The sequence below is a fragment of the Hyphomicrobium sp. MC1 genome, from assembly GCF_000253295.1.
GTDB lineage: Bacteria > Pseudomonadota > Alphaproteobacteria > Rhizobiales > Hyphomicrobiaceae > Hyphomicrobium_B.
Genome location: NC_015717.1, coordinates 286,001 through 303,527 on the forward strand (window position 1 = coordinate 286,001; position 17,527 = coordinate 303,527).

Annotated in this window: 18 protein-coding genes; 7 read left to right on the top strand and 11 right to left on the bottom strand. The window is 60.7% G+C overall.

All coding sequences use genetic code 11. The annotated features are described in order from the left end of the window. Positions 1-53 precede the first annotated feature (53 nt). Positions 54-269, top strand: a complete 216-nt coding sequence (locus HYPMC_RS24030; protein ID WP_013945940.1) for a hypothetical protein — start codon at positions 54-56, stop codon at positions 267-269. Here the strand turns inward: HYPMC_RS24030 and HYPMC_RS01295 are convergent. From HYPMC_RS01295 to HYPMC_RS01310, 4 genes are all read right to left on the bottom strand, one after another. Further along, on the bottom strand, positions 266-523 hold the full coding sequence (locus HYPMC_RS01295; RefSeq protein WP_013945941.1) for a hypothetical protein: 258 nt from the start codon (positions 521-523) through the stop codon (positions 266-268). The genes HYPMC_RS24030 and HYPMC_RS01295 overlap by 4 nt on opposite strands. A 216-nt stretch (positions 524-739) precedes the next feature. Next, on the bottom strand, positions 740-1,063 hold the full coding sequence (locus HYPMC_RS01300) for a hypothetical protein (RefSeq protein WP_013945942.1): 324 nt from the start codon (positions 1,061-1,063) through the stop codon (positions 740-742). Beyond that, complete coding sequence (locus tag HYPMC_RS01305; RefSeq protein ID WP_013945943.1) at positions 1,060-3,366, bottom strand: FdhF/YdeP family oxidoreductase; 2,307 nt, start codon at positions 3,364-3,366, stop codon at positions 1,060-1,062. The genes HYPMC_RS01300 and HYPMC_RS01305 overlap by 4 nt, the downstream gene beginning before the upstream one ends. Before the next feature lie 296 nt (positions 3,367-3,662). After that, entirely contained in the window at positions 3,663-5,231 is a 1,569-nt protein-coding gene (locus tag HYPMC_RS01310; RefSeq protein ID WP_013945944.1) for a glucan biosynthesis protein, read from the bottom strand. Between the two features lie 684 nt (positions 5,232-5,915). Here HYPMC_RS01310 and HYPMC_RS01315 point away from each other — a divergent pair. Together HYPMC_RS01315 and HYPMC_RS01320 are read left to right on the top strand one after the other, a co-directional pair. Continuing rightward, on the top strand, positions 5,916-7,751 hold the full coding sequence (locus HYPMC_RS01315; protein ID WP_013945946.1) for a GGDEF domain-containing protein: 1,836 nt from the start codon (positions 5,916-5,918) through the stop codon (positions 7,749-7,751). Between the two features lie 163 nt (positions 7,752-7,914). Beyond that, complete coding sequence (locus HYPMC_RS01320; RefSeq protein ID WP_013945947.1) at positions 7,915-8,649, top strand: bifunctional 2-polyprenyl-6-hydroxyphenol methylase/3-demethylubiquinol 3-O-methyltransferase UbiG; 735 nt, start codon at positions 7,915-7,917, stop codon at positions 8,647-8,649. A gap of 55 nt (positions 8,650-8,704) precedes the next feature. On the opposite strand, the gene HYPMC_RS01325 is transcribed toward HYPMC_RS01320, so the two are convergent. The 3 genes from HYPMC_RS01325 to HYPMC_RS01335 are packed head-to-tail and all read right to left on the bottom strand — an operon-like array spanning position 8,705 to position 11,210. Further along, the gene (locus HYPMC_RS01325) at positions 8,705-9,901 is read right to left on the bottom strand and encodes a CaiB/BaiF CoA-transferase family protein (protein ID WP_013945948.1); all 1,197 of its coding nucleotides are present in this window, start codon (positions 9,899-9,901) and stop codon (positions 8,705-8,707) included. After that, the gene (locus HYPMC_RS01330; RefSeq protein ID WP_013945949.1) at positions 9,898-11,085 is read right to left on the bottom strand and encodes an acyl-CoA dehydrogenase; all 1,188 of its coding nucleotides are present in this window, start codon (positions 11,083-11,085) and stop codon (positions 9,898-9,900) included. The genes HYPMC_RS01325 and HYPMC_RS01330 overlap by 4 nt, the downstream gene beginning before the upstream one ends. Continuing rightward, positions 11,070-11,210 carry a hypothetical protein gene (locus tag HYPMC_RS01335; protein WP_157135381.1) on the bottom strand — a complete coding sequence of 47 codons (141 nt, stop codon included), beginning with the start codon at positions 11,208-11,210 and terminating at the stop codon, positions 11,070-11,072. Before HYPMC_RS01335 ends, HYPMC_RS01330 begins: the two co-directional genes overlap by 16 nt. 64 nt (positions 11,211-11,274) lie before the next feature. On the opposite strand from HYPMC_RS01335, the gene HYPMC_RS01340 reads away from it, so the two are divergent. After that, positions 11,275-12,054: a gamma-glutamyl-gamma-aminobutyrate hydrolase family protein gene (locus tag HYPMC_RS01340; RefSeq protein ID WP_013945950.1), complete on the top strand. Its 780-nt coding sequence runs from the start codon at positions 11,275-11,277 to the stop codon at positions 12,052-12,054. A 6-nt stretch (positions 12,055-12,060) separates the two neighbouring features. Here the strand turns inward: HYPMC_RS01340 and HYPMC_RS01345 are convergent, their stop codons facing one another. The 4 genes from HYPMC_RS01345 to HYPMC_RS01360 all read right to left on the bottom strand — a co-directional run bounded on the left by HYPMC_RS01345 (position 12,061) and on the right by HYPMC_RS01360 (position 14,731). Further along, positions 12,061-12,744, bottom strand: a complete 684-nt coding sequence (locus HYPMC_RS01345; protein WP_013945951.1) for a MarC family protein — start codon at positions 12,742-12,744, stop codon at positions 12,061-12,063. Positions 12,745-12,829: 85 nt separating this feature from the next. After that, a complete protein-coding gene (locus tag HYPMC_RS01350) occupies positions 12,830-13,276 on the bottom strand; it encodes an NUDIX domain-containing protein (RefSeq protein WP_013945952.1) in 447 nt (148 codons plus the stop codon). Further along, positions 13,270-14,463 (bottom strand): FAD-dependent monooxygenase, encoded by a 1,194-nt coding sequence (locus HYPMC_RS01355; RefSeq protein ID WP_013945953.1) that lies wholly within the window; start codon positions 14,461-14,463, stop codon positions 13,270-13,272. The genes HYPMC_RS01350 and HYPMC_RS01355 overlap by 7 nt, the downstream gene beginning before the upstream one ends. 25 nt (positions 14,464-14,488) lie before the next feature. Then, the gene (locus HYPMC_RS01360; RefSeq protein ID WP_013945954.1) at positions 14,489-14,731 is read right to left on the bottom strand and encodes a zinc-finger domain-containing protein; all 243 of its coding nucleotides are present in this window, start codon (positions 14,729-14,731) and stop codon (positions 14,489-14,491) included. Between the two features lie 104 nt (positions 14,732-14,835). Between HYPMC_RS01360 and HYPMC_RS01365 the strand changes: the two genes are divergently transcribed. The 3 genes from HYPMC_RS01365 to HYPMC_RS01375 all read left to right on the top strand — a co-directional run bounded on the left by HYPMC_RS01365 (position 14,836) and on the right by HYPMC_RS01375 (position 17,473). Further along, positions 14,836-15,612, top strand: a complete 777-nt coding sequence (locus tag HYPMC_RS01365) for an alpha/beta fold hydrolase (protein ID WP_013945955.1) — start codon at positions 14,836-14,838, stop codon at positions 15,610-15,612. Positions 15,613-16,117: 505 nt separating this feature from the next. Beyond that, a complete protein-coding gene (locus HYPMC_RS01370) occupies positions 16,118-16,777 on the top strand; it encodes an extensin family protein (protein WP_244420959.1) in 660 nt (219 codons plus the stop codon). A gap of 42 nt (positions 16,778-16,819) precedes the next feature. Then, entirely contained in the window at positions 16,820-17,473 is a 654-nt protein-coding gene (locus tag HYPMC_RS01375; RefSeq protein ID WP_013945957.1) for a TetR/AcrR family transcriptional regulator, read from the top strand. The last annotated feature ends 54 nt before the right edge of the window (positions 17,474-17,527 follow it).

The window sequence follows — 17,527 nt, forward strand, 5'->3', positions numbered from 1 at the left end:
TTCGACGATGATGGCGGGTTCGGAGGGAACGAAAGAAACGTTCCGGAGGACGTATGGTCCGAACGCCTCGATCAACGCCACGCAGCTTCCATGGTGTAACGGAGCACGGCCCGTTCCCTTGGCTGTTGGCCGTTTTTGTGCTGGGGATGCTGTTTGCGGTCGGCTACAGCATCGACAACGACAAGAGTTTGTCGGAACGAAACGGCGTCGTGACGCAGACGGATGCCGATAATGACGTGATTCCGAGTTTGCCGCCGACGCAAGATTAGAAGAAGGCGGTCACTTCGGCAGGCTGACGTCGCTGCGTGATACTCGCCGTGCGGGCGCGAAGATAAATGCGGACTGATTTTTCGAGCAGGCGATTGACGTCGGTATATGTGTTTCCGACCGAGAGAATGCAGACAGCCAGTCGCTCTTTTTCTGAAGACGGCAAGCCAGCGAGATTGAGCTCTTTGGCGGCGCGTTCGAGGACGATCGTCATGCGATCGAGTGCGTCTGGCAGGTACGCGCGAGAAGAGTCCATCGGTTCACTCCCGAACTTTCTTCCCCCACACGCAACACCGTAGCACATGCTCACGTCAGATCGAAGACACTGAAGCCATCAGCTCTATACGCATGCTGGAAAGCATATGCCGATTGGTCGGTGTTCATCGCAAGAAAGCGTGCATTTCCGCGTTTGAGCGGAAGCGCGTTTCAGAGATTATCACATTGTCGCGAGCGATATGGGCGCGGCATTCGTTCAATTTGAAGCGAATGCGCGCGCAATGAGCTGATTGCTTTTGTCAGTCAACGCAAAGTGCGTGCGTTGTGTGCGCTCACTACGGCTGACGATATTCAAAAGTCCAAGCTCGGGACTCGATAGTGCCGTGACTTCGCGTAGCGTGAGCGCATGCTCGACGCCGAGCTTCAGTGAAAAGGCGCGACTATCGTTGGCGATGCCGAAATGAATTGCAGCCAGCATCGCCGCGCCGATCGGTGAAAGATCGGGCGCGACGAAGCGGATTGCGGAGACGGCTTCGAGAAAATCGTCTTCGGTGAGTTCGCTTTCAGGCGCGGAACTCATGCGGCCTGAGCTTGCTCGGACAGCCGGAAGGTCACGAGAACCGATTTTGACGTCGGTGTATCGCTGAGTTCACCCGCCGTTGAAATCGGTACGAGCACGTTCAATTCGGGATAGTAACCGGCGACGGAGCCGCGCGGCAGCTGGTAGGGCACGACGCGGAAGCTTTCGGCGATGCGTTCGACGCCGTCGTCGTGCAGGCCGATGATATCGACGCGATCACCGGCATTGGCGCCAATCTCGGCGAGGTCGTCCGGGTTGACGAACACGACGCGGCGCTCACCGTAGATGCCGCGATAGCGGTCGTCGAGGCCGTAGACCGTGGTGTTATACTGGTCGTGAGAGCGGAACGTCTGAAGCACGAACGTCCCGTGCTCGCCGAGCGCGCGCTGATGCTCGGTCTTTACGGGAAGCTCGCAGTCCGAGAACGTCGCCTTGCCCGAGTGCGTATTCCAGATGCGTTCGGCTGGGCCGTTCGGCAGGCGGAAGCCGCGTGGCTTGCGAACGCGCGTGTTGAAGTCGTGGAAGCCAGGAATGGTTCGCGCGATCAGATCGCGGATGCGATCGTAATGGTGGGCGAGGCCTTTCCAGTCGACGATCTCGGAGCCGACGGTCGCTTCGGCGATACCCGCAATGATGGCGATTTCAGACTTCAGCTCTGGCGAAGCCGGTTTGTTGATGCCGCCCGAGCCATGCACCATGCTCATCGAATCTTCGACCGTCACGATCTGCGCGACGCCATCGGAGTTGCGGTCGATCTCGGTGCGGCCGAGGCAAGGGAGCACATAGCTCACTTCGCCCGGCAGCAGATGGCCATGATTGAGCTTGGTTGCGATGTTGACCGTCAGCTTCTGGTTCATCAGCGCTTTGGCGATCAACGGGCTGTCGGGCGTCGCGCGGGCGAAGTTGCCGCCGAGGCCGATAAACGCTTGCGCCGTGCCGTCGAGCATGGCGCCGATGGCGGCCAGAACATTATGGCCGGATTTGCGGGGCATAGGCACGCGGAATTCTTTTTCCATCGCGTCAAGGAAAGCCTTCGACGGCTTTTCGTTGATGCCGACCGTGCGGTCGCCCTGCACATTAGAGTGGCCGCGCACAGGGCATAGACCGGTGCCGGGGCGACCGACGTTGCCGCGGAGGAACAGGAAATTCGCAATCTCGCGGATCGTCTGCACCGAGTGGCGGTGCTGGGTGACACCCATTGCCCATGTGCAGATCGTGCGGTTGGATTCGATATAGATTTTCGCCAGGCCTTCGAGCTGCTCGCGCGACATGCCGGACTGATCTTCGATATGTTCCCACGTCGTCGCGTCGACGGCGGCGCGATAGGCTTCGAAGCTGGTTGTGTGCTGCTTCAGAAATGCGCGATCGAGAAGCGAGGCGTGCCCGGCGGCAATTGCGGCGTCATCGGCTGCCAACACGGCTTTGGCGATACCGCGGATGGCGGCCATGTCGCCGCCGAGACGGACCTGATAATATTCATTGGCGATCGCAGTGCTGCCGCCGGTGATCATTTCGAGCTTGTCTTGTGGGTCGGCGAAGCGCTCAAGTCCTTTTTCGCGGACCGGATTGAAGACCGCGATCTTGGCGCCGCGTAGCGCGGCACGACGGAGATCACCCAGCATGCGCGGGTGATTGGTGCCGGGGTTTTGCCCAATGACGAAGATGGCGTCAGCCTTCTCGAAGTCTTCGAGCAGAACGGAGCCCTTACCGATGCCGACGGCTTGCTCAAGCGCTACGCCACTCGCCTCATGGCACATGTTGGAGCAATCGGGGAAATTGTTCGTGCCGTAGAGGCGGACGAAGAGCTGATAGATATAGGCGGCTTCGTTAGATGCGCGACCGGAGGTGTAGAATTCAGCGCGGTCGGGACTGTCGAGGCTCCGCAGGACCTGACCAATTTCCGAGAAAGCCTCGTCCCAGGTGACTTGAACGTAGCGGTCGGTTGCGCGGTCGTAACGCATCGGGTTGGTCAGGCGGCCGGCGCGTTCGACTTCGTAGTCGGTCCAGGTGCGAAGCTCGGTGACGGTGTGGCTTTTGAAGAAGTCGGGATGGACGCGCTTGTCCGTCGATTCCCAGGCGACGGCCTTGACGCCGTTCTCGCAGAACTCAAACGATGAGCCGTGCTCGGGATCGCCCCATGCGCAACCCGGGCAATCGAAACCGTCGGGCTGGTTGGCCTTTAGCATCGTGACGGCGCCGGACAGCGGCGCGCCGCTTGCGAGAAGTTTTTTCCCGCAGCTTTTCAGTGCGCCCCAGCCGCCAGCGGCTTTCGACTTCTTGCCAATGAATTCGGGTTTGCCCATCGCACCTTTTCCATCAATCGCCGCCCCGGCAATTCTTTTGCATCTGCGAAATGGGCTTTTTCTGCAACGCTTGGTGGCGGAATAACCGTTATGCGTAAACGGTATATCCAAAGCGTTTTCAGCATTTTAGCGATCACAGATTGGGCAGGAGTGTGCCTCAAAAAGGCGCTCTGTCGCAGCAAAATCACGGCGCAAGACGCCTCCCGGCGATCTGCGCCAGGTCAAAAATGGATTGCACCGCACAGCTTTGGGCTGTGCGGCTGCTACAACACCAAATCGCTGGCTGGAGACTTTGCTTAGGGGAAGGCCTGATAGATCCAGGTTTCGCTCAGCGCTTCGCCGTCCTTCGCAAGATAGGCGCGCAAATCGGCGGGCTGGCCGTTCAGGTCGCTGAGGTCGAACATCATGCGCCAGCGGTTGGTGCCGACAACCGGGAAGGCCTCGATGCCGCTCAACGTACCGTGGCTCGTCGTCACTACGGTTTTGGTGCCGCCATAGCGGGTCTCATCGTCAAGCGTCTTGCCTTCGACATCGATCATGAATTTCTTGGCATTTCGCTTGATATGGCGCAGGTCAAGGTCGCGGCCGCCGAGACCGCCGATACCGATCCGCGTTGCGACGATACGCGCGACATCACCGACCGGCGGGGAATCGATGCCCCAGAACAAGCGATAGCGCGAGTTGATGACCGAGCCGGCAACCACGGGCTCCGCCGGCGTCCAGAAGGCGACCATGTTGTCTTCGGTTTCGTTGGTCGTCGGCAGCTGGACAAGGTTGACGGAGCCTTTGCCCCAGCCCGACAGGGGTTCAACCCACATGCTCGGCCGCCGATCGTAGAACAAGCTGTCGTCCTGGTAGTTTTCGAAATTGCGGTCGCGCTGGATCAATCCGAAGCCCTTCGGATTTTCGTCGACGAAGCTGTTCGTCACGATGCGCGGCGGATTGGAGAGTGGGCGCCAAATGCGTTCGCCGCGGCCGGTCCACATCGACAGTCCATCGCAGTCGTGGACTTCAGGCCGCCAGTCGCCGCGTGTAAAACCGGAATTTTCGCCATACCAGAACATGCCGGTGAGCGGTGCGATGCCGAGCATGTCAACAGGGGCGCGGAAATAGAGCTCGCACTCGATGTCCTGCAGCGCGCCGCCTTGGCCGCCTTCGATCCGTCGACTGTCCATGCGATAGGCACCCGTCACGCTCTGGCTTTCGAGCAGCGCATAGATCGTCATGCCGCTGCCGTTCTGTTCGAGCCAGAAGCTCGTGAAGCGGGGGAATTCCTCCGGTTTGCCGGTGTTGATGGCAAGTCCGCGCGCCGAGCCGCCGTATTGATCGTTGGGATCGGAGGAACGGAAGTAGGACGCGCCGAGATAGGCGAGCCAATCGCTGACGCCGCCGCGGCTCATCAGGCGGAACCCCGCGAAACCAGCGTTCTTCAGTTTGCGCAGCGGATGATCGGCCGGCATGTCGAAATAGTCGGGACTATAGACAACTTCCCGCGCCGAGCCGTTTTCGAGCACGTAGATGCGAACGGGCTCGGCGTAGAAGCGGCCCTGCGGAAACAATCGCACGGTCTGGGCGCCCGGGACGCCATGCCAAAGCTCCATGTCAGGTTTGAACACGGCCTGAGCGAACGTATCGAACGTCATGTCGCGCAAGGGATCGGACTTGTCGGGCTGCGGCGGCGGAACGTACGGCGATTTCGAAAGCGTCTTCGCCTGCTGCTTCAGGGCATCGAAGGAAAACGGCTGCGGCGCGCCAAGGTTGGCTGCACCGACAGGCGTGTCGCTTCTGGCCGAGGTCGTCCATCCCGCAACCGTGGTCGTGAGAGCGCCGGCTAAAACGTGTCGACGGTCGAGCGTGAAAGGCATGTTGTTCAGAGACCAGATGAGGGGTGGATGATTGGATGTTGCGAGGGCTTATATCGGCGGCCCGACGGTTATTTCAACTTTGTCGCAGGGCCAAGCCCTTCGTCGGTGGAAGGCAACTTTGGGCGGCAGTTAGGTTTCAATCGTTGCCTTTCAAATGCACGCTATGGTCAGAGACACGGAGTTAGTTTGGCAATATTGCGACTATGCGGATCCAAGCCACGAATTTGGCGGTTCGTCGACTGACAAAATGGCAATTAAGGTACGGGATCGGGGAAGATACTGACGGTGGTGAACGCTGCCCACCTCCTAGCTTTGTGCTCAAGGGCGGCCATGCGCTTACCTGCGCACCGGAGCTGGCTCCGACAGGATGTTTTTGCACCGCCGAACGGCAGCGCGACGGGACCAACTGTTAATTTCCAGCTTGCCGCCATTTCAGGACGGATCGGATCAGTACGCGGCCCAAGTAAACGATTTTTACCAGATGCTGTCATATTGAAGAACTTATTATCCAATCGCTCACTATTCGGACGGTATTTTTGTTTCGCGCTCCAGTTTTAGTTTCTTAAGCTCTTTCGCTGCATTTTCTATTGGACGATATTCGAGCAGTTTTTCTCAATGCGCGTTCGCGCATTCAACGAGTGATAGCCGGCGGGCAATGACCGGGCAGGTAAGAGTTCCGACCAAATGCATGTTGGAGAGCAGCTGCATGCTCTTCAGCAGGAAATTCTTGTCGGAATTGCGCTGGGCGATTCGCTTGAGAATGTCCTGACAACTTTCTGTCTCGGCGTTGAGGCGCTGGCGCCGGGCGTCATCTGCTCGATATCAGGCGTGGACGACGAGCGGCTGACGTTTATCGCCGGCCCTTCCGTTCCCGATTCCTATGCGAGACAGATTGCCGGCATTCATATCGGACCGACGGTCGGGTCTTGCGGAACCGCCATTTATTTGCGCCGCGCCGTTGAAGTTCGCGATATCGAGACGGATCCGCTGTGGACGCCCTATAAGTCGCTTGCTTTGCCTTTCGGACTGCTTGGATGCTGGTCGTGTCCGATCGAGGCGGTCGATGGGCGCGTGCTCGGCGCCTTTGCATTCTATTTTCGCGAGAAGCGCGGCGTCAGCCTTTTCGAGCGTCAGATCGCGGGCGAGTGCGTTAAATTCTGCGCGATGGCCATCGAGAATTCCGAGGCGCGGACGCGGCTCAATAATCTGGCGTTCTTCGATCCACTGACCGGACTTGGAAATCGCGTCACGCTCAAGAACAGGCTTGGCATTATTCTGCAGCGGGCGAGCGAGATGCGGCGCGCCGTTGCCGTGTATCATATCGATATTTCGGAATTCCGCGCAATCAACGATCTTCACGGCCGTGTCGTCGGCGATATGGCGCTCGTTAAGGTCGCCCAGCTTTTGCGTTCGGTAGCTCTCGATTGCGATCTCATCGTTCGGATGGGTGGCGACGAATTCATTGTCGTGAAAACTGAGACGTCCGACGATTTCGATTCCGAGCAATTCGCCGAAGCCATCGTTTCGGGGCTGCGCGGGCGCTACCGGATCGAGCGCGGCGAAGAATTCATGATCGATGTGCGCGTTGGCCTCGCGAATTTTCCGCAGGACGGCGGAGAGCTGGACGAACTGCTCGAACACGCCGAGATGGCACTGTTGCGCGCAAAGCGGAGCGGTGGCCGCTTCGCAATGTTCGAGCCGCAGATGGAGCACGAGCGGCGGCAGCGTCGTTCGCTCGAACGCGATGTCGGCCTCGCCGTCGAGAGACAGGAGCTCTCGCTTGTCTTTCAGCCTCAGGTCGATGCGAAAACCGGATCAGTCACAGCTTTCGAGGTTCTCCTGCGCTGGGTGCATCCGGATGCGGGTCTGATCTCGCCGGATCATTTCATTCCCGTTGCGGAGGCCAACGGAGCTATTCACGGGATGGGCGAGTTCGTCTTGCGGGAAGCCTGCCGGGAAGCTGCGCAATGGCGTGAAAAATTTCGGGTCGCGGTGAACGTATCTGCGGCGCAAATCATGCGCAGCGATTTCGTGCAACTCGTGACCGATGTGCTGTCCGAGACGGGGCTTGAACCCCATCGTCTCGAAATCGAGGTGACGGAAAGCCTCTTCATTCAGGATCTCGCCGCCGCTTCATCGATCTTGCGCCGCTTGAAGCGGTTGGGCGTCAGCGTTGCGATGGACGATTTCGGCACCGGGTATTCGTCGCTCAGCACGCTGAGGGCATTTCCGTTCGACCGCATCAAGGTCGATCGCAGCTTCGTCAGCGACATGGTCAACAACTCAGACGCGGCCGCGATCGTCAATTCGGTCATCGGGCTTGGGCGCGCGATGGGGCTGTGCGTGGTGGCCGAAGGCGTTGAATCGCAGGAACAGCTGGCGATGCTGCGCCTTATCGGTTGTGACGAAATTCAGGGCTACCTCTTCGGCAAGCCGCTCCCGGCTGAAAACTATGCCGATATTACGGGGCCGCAAGTCGTGTTCAACGACATTCACGACAAGCATTCGGCCGTTCTATAGACGTCGCGAATTTTACCCCGCGGATCAAAAAGGATGCGTGAGCATTTGGTGCGCCGAGTTCGGAATGCACTTCGTCCACATACGAATATTCCGTATTGAACATTTTTTATGGCGCACTGTTTGAATTTCCCTAGTATCCTCCCGGTTCGACAAGGAGGGGGCGATGATGGTCGGCGACGTTATGGACGGCGTGACGGCGGATCTTCTGGCCTTTCACGGATCTTCAACCACGACCGCGCACTACATCAAAATTCATGCTCCGCGGAATGCACATTGCGTTCGAGATATCGAGCGGGCGGTTCCAAAGGGCGCTTCAATTTGCGATATCGGCGCCGCGCCATATACGGCTACAGAAACGTTGGCTCGGCTCGGCTATCACGTCACCGCGTACGACACCGCTTTGCCGGCCGAAAGCCTCGCGCGGTGGCTGTCATTTGAAGTGATCAAAGGCGATACCAGTACTGCCCATATTCAACTTCCCTCCGGTACGTTCGATGCCGTCGTGATGAGTGAAGTGTTCGAGCATTTGCATGTGAATCCAATCATCACGATGCGGGAAGTTCAGAGGATTTTGAAGCCCGGCGGTTTGCTTTACCTGACGACACCCAACGGGCTCGGCCTTCGCAAGATTTGCAAAGTCGTTCGAGAGGGGAAGTTCACGGATTTTTACGAGAATTGGTCTCGCCTCGAAGCGAGTGGCGAAATGGGCCACGTGACCGAATACACGCCTTTTGAAATCCGGCACTTTATGGAGCAGTGCGGCTTTCGATCCGTAAATGTTCGGACCGAAAATGTCTATTCGAAGTCAAATAAATTCGAACACTACTTCTGGAAGCTCGTCACCACGCCGTTTCCGCTGAAGCGAGAAACGATCGTGTGTACAGCTTCCAAGCCCTAGCGCGCTGGGATACTTCGGGGCTCGGAGATATTGCGTTCGTTCGTGTGGTTCGAGATCATGTTAGCCAGGGATCGTTTCCCGCTTGGAGGCGTTCCAGAACGGCATCGGTATCCGCACCTAGCTTGGGACTGGCGGTGGTGGCGGCACAGGGGATGCCGTCGATCACGATGGGGCTGCGAACGGTCGGCACGGGCGCCGCGCCGGGCCGGGCAAGGTCCTGGCGTAATCCGCGGGCAACGACTTGGGGATCGGCAAAAACCTGATCGAGCCGGTTGACGGGGCCGGCCGGAACGCCGGCCGTTTCCAGTGCCGCGAGCAGGTCGCTTGCTGTGCGCTTCGCAATTTCAACGGCGAGAAGCGGTATCAGCTCAGCGCGGTTGGCGACGCGGCGGGCATTGGTCTTGAAGCGCTCGTCGGCTGCGAGGCCTTTGAGTCCGAGCAGATCGCAGACGCGCGCGAACTGGCCGTCGTTGCCGGCGGCGATGATGATCGGCCCATCGGCCGTTTCGAACACCTGATAAGGCACGATGTTGGGGTGCGCATTGCCGAGGCGGCGCGGCGGCGTTCCGGACGCTAGATAGTTCATGGCCTGGTTGGCCAGCACCGAGACCTGCGTATCGAGCAGTGCCATGTCGACATGTGCGCCTTCGCCTGTCGCATTGCGGCGGTTAAGGGCCGCCAGGATGCCGATGGTGCCGTAGATGCCGGTGAAGATGTCTGCGAACGCCACGCCGATCTTCTGCGGCTCACCGTCGGGCGCGCCGGTCAGATCCATGATGCCGCCCATGCCCTGGACGATGAAGTCGTAACCCGCGCGCGGCGCATAAGGCCCGGTCTGGCCGAAGCCGGTGATCGAGCAATAGATGACGCCGGGGTTGATGGCTTTGATCGCCGGATAATCGAGACCGTATTTGGCAAGGCCGCCGACCTTGAAGTTCTCGATGATGACGTCGGCCTGTTTGGCGAGCGCGACCGCCGTTTCACGGCCTGCGGGGCTGTCGTAGTCGAGCGCGATCGATCGCTTGCCGCGGTTCGTCGCGTGGAAGTAGGCCGCCGATCCGGCGCCATCGTCATCGGCGATGAAGGGCGGCCCCCAGGCCCTGGTATCGTCGCCGCCGTCTGGCCGTTCGACCTTGATGACGGAGGCGCCGAGGTCGGCGAGCGTCTGACCGGCCCAGGGTCCTGCGAGCACGCGGGCGAGTTCCAGCACGCGTAGGCCCGCAAGCGGTTTCGGACTTTCAGACGTCATCATGCGAAGGCCTGCAGTCCGGTGATGGCGCGGCCGAGGATCAGGGCGTGAATATCGTGCGTGCCTTCATACGTGTTGACTGTTTCGAGGTTCAGCATGTGACGCATGACCTGGAACTCTTCCGAGATGCCGTTGCCGCCGTGCATGTCGCGCGCTATGCGGGCGATGTCGAGGGCTTTGCCGCAGTTGTTGCGCTTGATGAGCGAGATCATTTCAGGCGCGAACTTGCCATTGTCGAGCAAGCGGCCGACGCGCAGCGCCGCCTGCAGGCCGAGCGTGATTTCGGTCTCCATGTCGGCGAGCTTCTTTTGCACGAGTTGCGTCGCGGCGAGCGGGCGATTGAATTGTTTGCGATCGAGTGTGTATTGCCGGGCCGCGTGGAAGCAGAACTCGGCGGCGCCGAGCACGCCCCAGGCGATGCCGTAGCGGGCACGGTTCAAGCAACCAAACGGGCCGGCCAAGCCTTCCGCGTTCGGCAGCAGCGCCTCGTCGGAGACTTCGACACCGTCCATGACGATCTCGCCGGTGATGGATGTGCGCAGGGACAGCTTGCCGGCTATCTTCGGCGCGGACAGGCCTTTCATGCCTTTTTCGAGGACGAAGCCTTTGATCTTGTCGCCGTGCGCCTGAGATTTTGCCCAGACGACGAAGACGTCAGCGATCGGCGCGTTGGTGATCCACATCTTCGCGCCTGAGAGGCGGTAACCGCCATCGATCTTCTCCGCGCGCGTGCGCATGCCGCCGGGATCGGAACCGGCGTCGGGTTCGGTCAGGCCGAAGCAGCCGATCAACTCGCCGCTTGCGAGCTTCGGCAGATATTTTACGCGCTGCGCCTCGCTGCCGTAGGCATAGATCGGGTGCATGACCAGAGACGACTGCACGCTCATCATCGAGCGGTAGCCGGAATCGACGCGCTCGACCTCGCGCGCAATCAGTCCGTAGGAGACGTAGTTCGAATCCGAGCCGCCGTAGTCTGCGGGAAGCGTGGGGCCGAGCAGACCGAGCGCACCCATCTCACGGAAAATGCCGGGATCGGTTTTTTCCTCGGCATAGGCTTCGATGACGTGCGGCTGCAGCTTGTCTTGGGCGAAAGCTCGCGCCGTGTCGCGGATCAGCTTCTCGTCTTCCGACAACTGATCTTCCAAAAGAAGAGGGTCTTCCCAATCGAATTTCAAACCGACCGACACGTGATGCTCCTGATCAGCAGTGCTAATTCGGCGCCACCATAGGTGCCGCGCTGGAGATAGGGAACAGGGACTGTGAATTGGTTCCATTTGGTCTTGATGCGGATCAAGAGGACCGTGGTGTCCATTGCCGTCGACGCTTCGCAATGCCATATGGGCGGTACATCGCGCCATCCTTCAAGGTTCCATTCCATGTCCAAGCGCCCTCTCGTCGGTGTCATTTGCTGCCAGCGCAACCCAGCGGATCCTTTTCAGGGCGTCGCTGAGCGATATCTCAGGGTCGCCCCGTTCATGGAGGCAGATCTCGTTCTCGTGCCGTCGCTGCCGGACATCATGGATGCGGCTTCGATCCTCAGCCGGCTGGACGGCATCATGCTGACGGGAAGCCCGTCGAACGTCGCGCCGAAGCTCTATGGCAGCGCTGATGCGGGTGAAGGGCCGTTCGATCCCGGCCGCGATGCGATGTCGTTTCGGCTGATCGCGGAATCGGCTGAGCAGAACCGGCCGGTGCTCGGCATCTGCCGCGGCTTTCAGGAAGTCGCGGTTGCCTATGGCGCGACGCTCAGGCCGGACCTCGGTGCCGCCGGACGCGAGCAGGTTCACCATGCGGCGCCTGACGTGGCGTTTGCGGATATGTTCGCGTTTGAGCATCCAGTTGATCTGGCGCCCGAGGGCGTGCTGGAACGCGTGATGGGCGCGCCGTCGATCACCGTCAATTCGGTGCACTTTCAGGGCATCCGCGATCTCGGCAGCAAGCTCGCCGTCGAGGCGACAAGTCCTGACGGCGTCGTCGAGAGTATCCGGCCGAAGTCGGGCGAGCGCATCCTGGCGGTGCAATGGCATCCGGAATGGCGTGTCGCGGACAATGCCAACTCGCGCGAGCTTTTCGCGTGGTTCGGATTGCTGCTCAGAGGCGCGACGATGCAGGAAGCCGCCGAGCGCGTCGCCGAGATGGCGCGGCAGGCGGGCTGACGGTCCTCAATGAACTGAGGTGAGGGTCGCCTGCAGAGCGCCCTGGATGCCGGTCATCAGAATTTGCACGCCGATGCAGAGCAGCAGAAACGCTGAGAGCCGCGTCAAGATGCGAGCACGGCCGGGGCCAAGCAGTGAGACAAGGCGGTCGGCGTAGGCGTAGCAGGCGCCCACTGTCAGCGCGACGGCGATAGCTGCCCCGCAGGTGCCCGCGAAAAACGGTAGAAGCTCGGCGGCTTCGCGTGGCCGGTTGGCGCTCAACGCAATCGCAACCGAGATCGTGCCGGGTCCCGTGGTGAACGGCATGGTCAACGGAAAGAACGCAACGTCGCTGCCCCATGCGGCGGCCCTGTTGGTGCCGGACGCATGGTCCTGCTTACGGTCTTCGGTCTCTTGCGGATTGTAGAGCATGCGCCAGCCGGAGACGGCGACGACGGTGCCACCCGCGACACGCAAAGCATCAATGCCAACGCCGAAAAAGCTCATCAGCGTCGCGCCGACGAGCAGCGAGACGAGCATGACGATGGCAGCATAGGTCGCGACACGCCACGCCAATGAGACACGTTCGGGATGCGGGCGACCGAGCGTGATCTGGCTGTAGATCAGCGCGCCGCCGAGCGGATTGACGATCGAGAACAAGGCGGGAAAGGCAACGAGAAAACTCGTGATGATGCCGCTGAGGTAAGCCATGGATTTCGCTTAAGGGACCCCCGGGTAGATCGAAGGACGATCTTCTAGCCCTGAAAGCGTTGGCGCGATAGTGCGGCCGAACGGACTACCACTTGAGTGATTGTTCTGTTCCGCCGAAAACTTCCTTCAGCCGCCGGTCCGTGCCGGGCGACAGCCGTTCCGGCAGATCGTCGAGGGCGCAGAAACGCTGTTCGGCGATTTCGGCGTTGGCTTCGGGCATGACGGCGCGCTGCCAATGACGAATAAGAAAAAGAATGATGTGATCGCCGGGGTAATCATCGAAGTGGGAATAGATGCCGATCAGACGCGGCGGTGCGGTGATGGTAATGCCGGTTTCCTCCAGCACCTCTCGTGCGAGCGCGGTTTCGACGTCTTCGCCATGCTCGATGCCGCCGCCAGGAAAGTGCCATCCGGGACGATAGCCGTGGCGAATGAGAAGCACGCGCGAAGCGTCGTCGACGATCAGGCCTTGAGCGCCGAGCGTGACGATATCGGCGCGTCGCGTAAGAAAAGATTTCAGGCGGCTCAGCATAGGGGAGTGCTCCAGCCGTAGAGCCAATCGAAGCCGGCCATGACACGCTCGGGCGAACGCAATTTCATGACCGCGTTGCGCGCAAGTGCTGTGGGCCCGTGCATATGATAGATGCGGCCGTTGCGGATGGAAGCCTCGACAACTTTGCTGATGCGCGGGTGACGGGCTTGTTCGTAGTTCTGAAGCGCGTGTTCGAGTTCACTATTTGAAGCCGCGATGCACGACGCCAGCGCGATCGCGTCTTCGAGCGCCATGACGGCGCCTTGTGCGAGAAACGGCAGCATCGGATGCGCGGCATCGCCGAGCAGTGCTGCGCGGCCCGACGTCCAATGTGTGAGGGGCGGCAGACGATAGAGCGACCATTGCCGCCAGGTCTGCGTGCTGTTCGCCAGCGACCGAAGCGACGGCGCGAAGGATTTCATTTTGTCTTTGACGGCGTCGGTGGCGGCAGGTGCGTCCCAGTCTTCGCTCAACGCCGGATCGTCGGCGATGACGACGATGGCGATGTCGCGTCCGCCGGTGACGGGGTAGTGCACTGCGTGTGCGCCCGGCGATAGCCATATATGTACGGCGTTGCGCGCAAGTTCGGGCGGCATGTTTTCTGCTGTCGTGATGCTGCGAAAGGCGGTTTTGCCGACGGGAGTCGGAACGGCCGATTCGCCTGCGATGCTGCGGCGGAGCGTGGACCACAGCCCGTCTGCCGCGACGAGAAGCGAAGCGCTCAACACTTCGCCTGATGCATCGACCGCGGCGATACCATTCGGTTCGTCACGGCAAGCGGTAATTTCAGTCGCGCGCGAGAGCGTGATGCGCGGCTCGCTTTCGGCGCGCGTTCGCAGTGCGGAATGCAAATCGCGGCGATGCGCGGTCCAGTATGGTGCACCATGGCGCTTGGCAAGCCACGAACCGAGGGGCAAACGCGTCAGCTCGCGGCCAGACGCGCCATCATGGACGATGAGCGTGTCGGGGCTCGCGACCTTGTTTTCCAGAAATTCCGCGACGCCGAGCTGCTGCAGAATGCGCGTCCCATTGGGGCCGATCTGGATGCCAGCGCCTTCTTCGGGAAATTCAGCGCGGCGCTCACAAACGCGAACGTCGATGCCGCGCTGGGCGAGCGCGAGGGCGGTCGCGAGGCCGCCGATGCCGCCACCTGCGATCAGGGCGCTCAGGCGTTGGGAGCCGGTCACGCGAATTCCGAAACGTGTCTAGAGTTCAAGCTGCATCTGCGACGAGGCTATCTTTGGGATCGCTCTCGGTCGCTTTAAGGCGCGGATCGTAGATGTACAGCGTCGAGCAGTAGGGGCACAGGATCTGATTGTCCTGTCCCATGTCGAGGTAGACGTGCGGATGATCAAAGGGCGGCCGGGCACCCATGCAGTTGAACTCTTTCACGCCGACAAAGATTCGCTCGGCGCCAACGTCGTTGGCGAAGTGCGGGATTACGGCTCCGGCCATGCTTCATCCTTCCGCGATGGGAGATGTTTGGCCGCACCATATCCTCGTGGCGGCGGGGATGGTAGGGGACATAAAAAAACTTTCGGGCAATTGAGTGCGGCAGCATGGACCATTTCGACAGCGACGGGGTCGACATCGCATTTCTCGACACCGGAGGCGGCGGCGACAAACCCCCGGTTCTGCTCATCCATGGCTTTGCGTCGAACGTTGAGACCAACTGGGTCAACACCGGCTGGGTGACATTTCTGACGCGCGCCGGATATCGCGTCATCGCGCTTGATAACCGCGGTCATGGGGGAAGCCAGAAGCTTTACGAGCTTGTCGATTATGGTGCGCCGCTGATGGCAGAAGATGCGCGGCGGTTGCTGGACCATATCGGCGTGAGGACAGCGAACGTCATCGGATATTCGATGGGCGCGCGGATTTCTGCGTTTCTGGCGTTGACGCATGCCGATCGGGTGGCGCGCGTCGTGTTCGGCGGACTTGGCATCAACATGGTGCGTGGAATGGCCGGGACCGGTCCCATCGCGCGGGCGCTCGAAGCGCCAAGCATCGCGGACGTGACCAACCCGACAGCGCGAACCTTCCGCGCTTTTGCCGAGCAGACGAAGAGCGATCTGCGGGCTCTGGCGGCATGCATACGGTCGTCGCGCGCGCCGATCACGGCGGAGATGATCGGGGAAATCTCGGTTCCGGTACTGGTTGCCGTGGGAGATGAGGACGTCATTGGCGGATCGGCGGAGGAGCTTGCCAAGCTCATTCCCGGTGCGAGGGCCTATACAATTCCGGGCAAGGATCACAATCGGGCCGTCGGCGACAGATCGTTCAAGGCCGAGGCGCTGGCATTTTTCGAGGGAAACGGTGGCCCTGGGGACCGATGAACCGGACCGGCACGGGGGATTGATCGCTTAGGCCGATTCGAAGGTCCTCAGGGCACACGCTCCTACCGAAGCGGGTGGCTTCGGCAAGCGCTTATCTGTCCCGATGGTGCGTCTTCGGACCGGTACGCGGTACTAGTCCGATCGAAGACGCGGGGACGGCACTCATTCCGGTCTCGCACGCGATACGAGTTCGAGCCCGGTAGCGCCTCCGGGAGCGCTTGCGAAATAGCCTTGCTCAATGACGCGGCGATTTCAGGCGTGTGTCGGCGTGGCTTTAATTGTGGATAACTTTGGCGCTGCAACTTTGTGCGACTTGACCGCCACATGACGGTGCCGCCTCCGGACCGCCGCAGTCGGTCTTTTCATCGTCAAGCCGGCGGCCAAAATCCGTCTGAAAAGCCAGCGATATAACTGTTTTCCGGGTGGATCTCACACTTCCTTAACCGGCCGTTAACGTTAACGCCGCTTACTCGCCGTCATGGTTCCGCGTCGTATCCGAGTTCTTGTGCCCACGGCCGTCCTGATGCTTTCGGGGCTCGGTCTGCTTTGGGGCTGCGGAACGACGGGACCGAGCTTTCAAGTCCGAGATGATCCGTGGCGCACGCCGGAAGAGCGTGCCTGTCTGGCGTCCGGCGTCGTGCGGCAGACGGCGTTCGTGCGGGCGCGCTCGGCGCTGGGTGGCCCTAGCGTTTGCGGCGCTGTCGAACCATTCGAGATGTCGGCTGCAGACAATGGCCGGGTCGCGTTCAATCCGCCGGCGGCATTGCGCTGTCCGATGATCCCGCAACTCGACCGCTGGGTGAAGGAAGTCGTCGAACCGGCGGCGCGTTATCAATTCCGGCAGGAGCTTGTCAGCATCAAAGTGCTCGCCTCTTATTCCTGCCGGCCGATGAACAATGTCGAAGGGGCGATGATCTCGGAGCACGCCTACGCGAACGCCGTCGATATCGGCGGTTTCACGCTCGCCGACGGCACGACGATCAGCGTCCAGCGCGGCTGGAATGGGTCGCGGGCCGAGCAAGACTTTTTGCGGGTCGTGCATGACGGATCGTGCGCTTATTTCACGACAGTGCTCGGTCCGAACTACAACAGCCTGCACAGCAATCATTTTCATCTCGACCTGGCGCACCACGGCCGCGACGGGTTGATGCATATCTGCAAGTAGGGCCCGCGTGCAGAGCGCGCGCAAATCCGCTAGAAGCGCCCCATGACTTGGGATCACGATCCGCCACCGCGTGGCCACCGGCGCGGCTACCACCACGGCAACTTGCGCGAAGCCTTGATGAAGGCGGCGCTTGATTTGATCGCGGCAAAGGGGCCGTCCGGATTCACGTTTGCCGAAGCGGCGCGGGCGGCTGGTGTAAGCCCCGCGGCACCCTATCGGCATTATCGCGACCGCGACGCGCTGATGGCAGATGTCGCGCGGCATGCGTTCGAGCAGTTCGAAGCCAAGCTCCGGCAAGCCTGGGCGGGCGGTGCGCCTGATCCGTTCAAGGCATTCGAGCGTGTTGGCAAGGCATATCTCGATTTCGCGCGGCAGGAACCGGCGCAATATTCGGCGATGTTCGAATCAGGTCTTTCGTTCGCCGCTTTTCCTGATCTGCATGTCGCAGGTGAGCGGGCGTTTGATGTGCTGAAGGACGGATGTGCGGCGCTGGTCGCGACGATGCCGGAGGCCAAGCGGCCGCCGGTGATGATGATGGCGCTTCACATTTGGGCCGAGGCGCACGGGATTGCCTCGCTCTTTGCCCGTGGCGACGAGGCGCGCCGGCCCATCCCGATGACGCCCGAAGACCTGCTCGACGCTGCCGTCCTGATCTATCTCGACGGACTGGGCGTTAGAAAAGCAAACAGCGGTTGATAGCCCGCTTAAAGCTGCGCGGTTTCCCCCTTGGGATCATTGCCGCTCCCGCGA